Below are 2896 nucleotides of genomic sequence, written 5' to 3' on the forward strand. Positions count from 1 at the left end.
GGACCACGGGTGGGCCGGCGAGCAGCAGTGGCCCCCGGCCCCGCCCGAGGCCGCCGCGGGGCGACCGCGGCGCGGGCGCGCGGCGCGCTGGGTCGGCGTCGGCTCCCTCGTCCTGGCGCTCGGCCTCGTCGGCGGGCTGGCCGGCGGTGCCCTGTACGACCGCCTCGACAGCCCCGCGGCCACCTACCCCGACGTGAGCCTGCCGGCCCCGCCGAGCGGGACCACCGCGCGCCCCGCGGGGTCCGTCGCCGGCATCGCCGCCGCGGCGCTGCCGAGCGTGGTGTCGCTGCAGGTCGAGGGCGCCGACGGCGAGGGGACCGGCTCGGGCTTCGTGCTCGACGAGCGCGGGTTCGTGCTGACCAACAACCACGTCGTCGCGGGCGCCCGCGAGGGCGGCATCACGGTCGTCTTCGAGGACGGCGTGCAGGTCAGCGGTGAAGTCGTCGGCGCCGACGCGTCCTACGACCTGGCCGTCGTGCGCGTGGAGCGCGACGGGCTGCGGGCGCTGACGATGGGCGACTCCGCGGCGGTCGTCGTGGGAGACCCCGTGGTCGCCGTCGGCGCACCGCTCGGCCTGCAGGGCACGGTGACCGAGGGCATCGTCTCCGCGCTCAAGCGCCCGGTCACGGCCGGCGAGGCCACCGGTGACGTCTCCTACATCCAGGCCCTGCAGACCGACGCGGCGATCAACCCGGGCAACTCCGGCGGGCCGCTGCTGAACACGCAGGGCGAGGTCGTCGGGGTGAACTCCGCGATCGCGCAGCTGCCGGGGCAGGCGTCCGCCGGCGGGAGCATCGGGCTGGGCTTCTCGATCCCGTCGAACCAGGCCCGCCGCACCGCGGAGCAGCTCATCCGCACGGGCCGCGCGGTCCACCCCGTCATCGGCGTCTCCCTCGACCCGGCCTACTCGGGCGAGGGTGTCCAGATCCTCGACGGCGACGCACCCGACGGCAGCCCGGCCGTGCAGCCCGACGGCCCGGCCGCGCAGGCGGGCCTGCGCCCCGGCGACGTCATCCTCGCGATCGACGGCCGTCCCGTGACGACGTCGGAGGAGCTCATCGTCGACATCCGCGCCCGCGAACCGGGCGACACCGTCACCCTCGCCGTCCGGCGGGGTGGAGGTTCGGTCGACGTGCAGGTGGTTCTCAAGGCCGACGGTTAGGCTGCGCTCGTGTTCGGAGTCAACGGTGGCGAGCTGATCGTCCTCATCCTGGTCGCGCTCGTGATCCTCGGGCCCGAGCGGCTTCCCCAGTACGCCGAGCAGCTGGCGCACCTCGTGAAGTCCGCGCGGCGCTTCGCCAAGGGTGCGCAGGCGCAGATGCGCGAGGAGCTGGGGCCCGAGTTCGACGACATCGACTGGCAGAAGCTCGACCCGCGCCAGTACGACCCGCGCCGCATCGTGCGCGACGCGCTCTCGGACGTGTGGGACGACGAGCCCGCCACGACGGGGACGGGCGGCGCCACGGCGGCGTCGAAGGCGTCGTCGACGGCCCGCAGCACCGGTTCCGGGGTCGACCTGGGCAAGAAGACGTCCGGCACGCCGGAGCCCGCGGCCTCGACCGTCCCCTACGACGAGGACGCCACCTGAGCCTGCCGCGCAGGCCCGGCGCTCGATCCCCGCGGCCTCCCCGCGGCCGGAGCGGGCGCCGCCTCAGGCGACGCTGACGCCCAGGGGACGGCCCGCGAGGCCGCGCGGGCGGCGCGCGAGCCCCCGGGCCACGTCGCGCAGGGCCACGGCCGCCGGGCTGTCCGGGTGGCTGAGGACGACGGGGACGCCGCCGTCGCCGCCCTCGCGCAGGGCGATGTCCATCGGCACCTGTCCGAGCAGGGGCACGCGCGCGCCGAGCTGCGCGCTGAGGGAGGCCGCGACGCGCTCGCCGCCGCCGGCCCCGAAGACCTCGAGGCGGCTGCCGTCCGGCAGCGGCAGCCAGGACATGTTCTCCACGACCCCCGCGACGCGCTGCTCGGTCTGCACCGCCATCGCGCCCGCGCGCTCGGCCACCTCGGCGGCCGCGGCCTGCGGGGTCGTGACGACCAGGACCTCCGCGCCCGGCAGCAGCTGACCCACGCTGATCGCGATGTCGCCCGTGCCGGGGGGCAGGTCCAGCAGCAGCACGTCGAGGTCGCCCCAGAAGACCTCCGAGGCGAACTGCTGCAGCGCGCGGTGCAGCATCGGCCCGCGCCACGCGACGGCCTGGTTGCCCTGCACGAACATGCCGATCGAGATGACCCGCACGCCGTGCCCCGTGGGCGGGATCATCATCGAGTCCACGCGCGTGGGGCGACCGGTCACGCCCAGCAGGCGCGGCACGGAGAAGCCGTGCACGTCGGCGTCGAGGACGCCCACGCTCAGCCCGTCCGCCGCCATCGCCGCGGCCAGGTTCACGGTGACGCTGGACTTGCCGACCCCGCCCTTGCCCGAGGCGACGGCGTAGATCCGGGTGAGGTTGCCGGGCGCGTTGAAGGCGATCGTCGGCGCGGCCGAGGTCGTCCCCCGCATCGTCGCGGTGACCTTCGCCCGCTGCTCGGGGCTCATCGTCGCGAACTGCACGCGGACCACGCCCGTCCCCGGCACCGAGCGCACGGCGGCCGTCACCGTCGACGTGAGGGTGTCCCGCATGGGGCAGCCCGAGATCGTCAGCAGGATGCGCACGTCCACCGAGGCGTCGTCGCGGACCTCCACCGCGTCGACCATGCCGAGCTCCGTGATGGGGCGGTGCAGCTCCGGGTCGTCGACGTGGGAGAGCGCCGCGCGGATCGCGTCGGAGGTCGGCGCGGTGGGGGTCTGGGGCACGGTTCCCAGGGTACGGGGCCGCCCCCCGGCCCGCCGGAGGGGCGGCTCCGGCCGAGAGGTGGGCAGCGAGGGTGGACAGCAGGGGTGGACAGCAGGGGGTGG

3 protein-coding genes are annotated in these 2896 nt (G+C 76.0%); 2 read left to right on the forward strand and 1 reads right to left on the reverse strand.

The features are described 5' to 3' along the window. Together GTR02_RS21070 and GTR02_RS21075 are read left to right on the forward strand one after the other, a co-directional pair. Positions 1-1162: S1C family serine protease (locus tag GTR02_RS21070; protein ID WP_166609430.1), on the forward strand; the 1162-nt coding region annotated here is incomplete at its 5' end. Positions 1163-1171: 9 nt separating this feature from the next. Continuing rightward, positions 1172-1588 carry a twin-arginine translocase TatA/TatE family subunit gene (locus GTR02_RS21075; protein ID WP_166609431.1) on the forward strand — a complete coding sequence of 139 codons (417 nt, stop codon included), beginning with the start codon at positions 1172-1174 and terminating at the stop codon, positions 1586-1588. Between the two features lie 63 nt (positions 1589-1651). Here GTR02_RS21075 and GTR02_RS21080 read toward each other — a convergent pair whose 3' ends face one another. After that, positions 1652-2794, reverse strand: coding sequence for a P-loop NTPase (locus tag GTR02_RS21080; protein ID WP_166609432.1), 1143 nt, complete (start codon positions 2792-2794; stop codon positions 1652-1654). Between the last annotated feature and the right edge of the window lie 102 nt (positions 2795-2896).

Origin of the sequence: Kineococcus siccus (genome assembly GCF_009906795.1) — a bacterium.
Classification (GTDB): Bacteria; Actinomycetota; Actinomycetes; order Actinomycetales; family Kineococcaceae; genus Kineococcus; species Kineococcus siccus.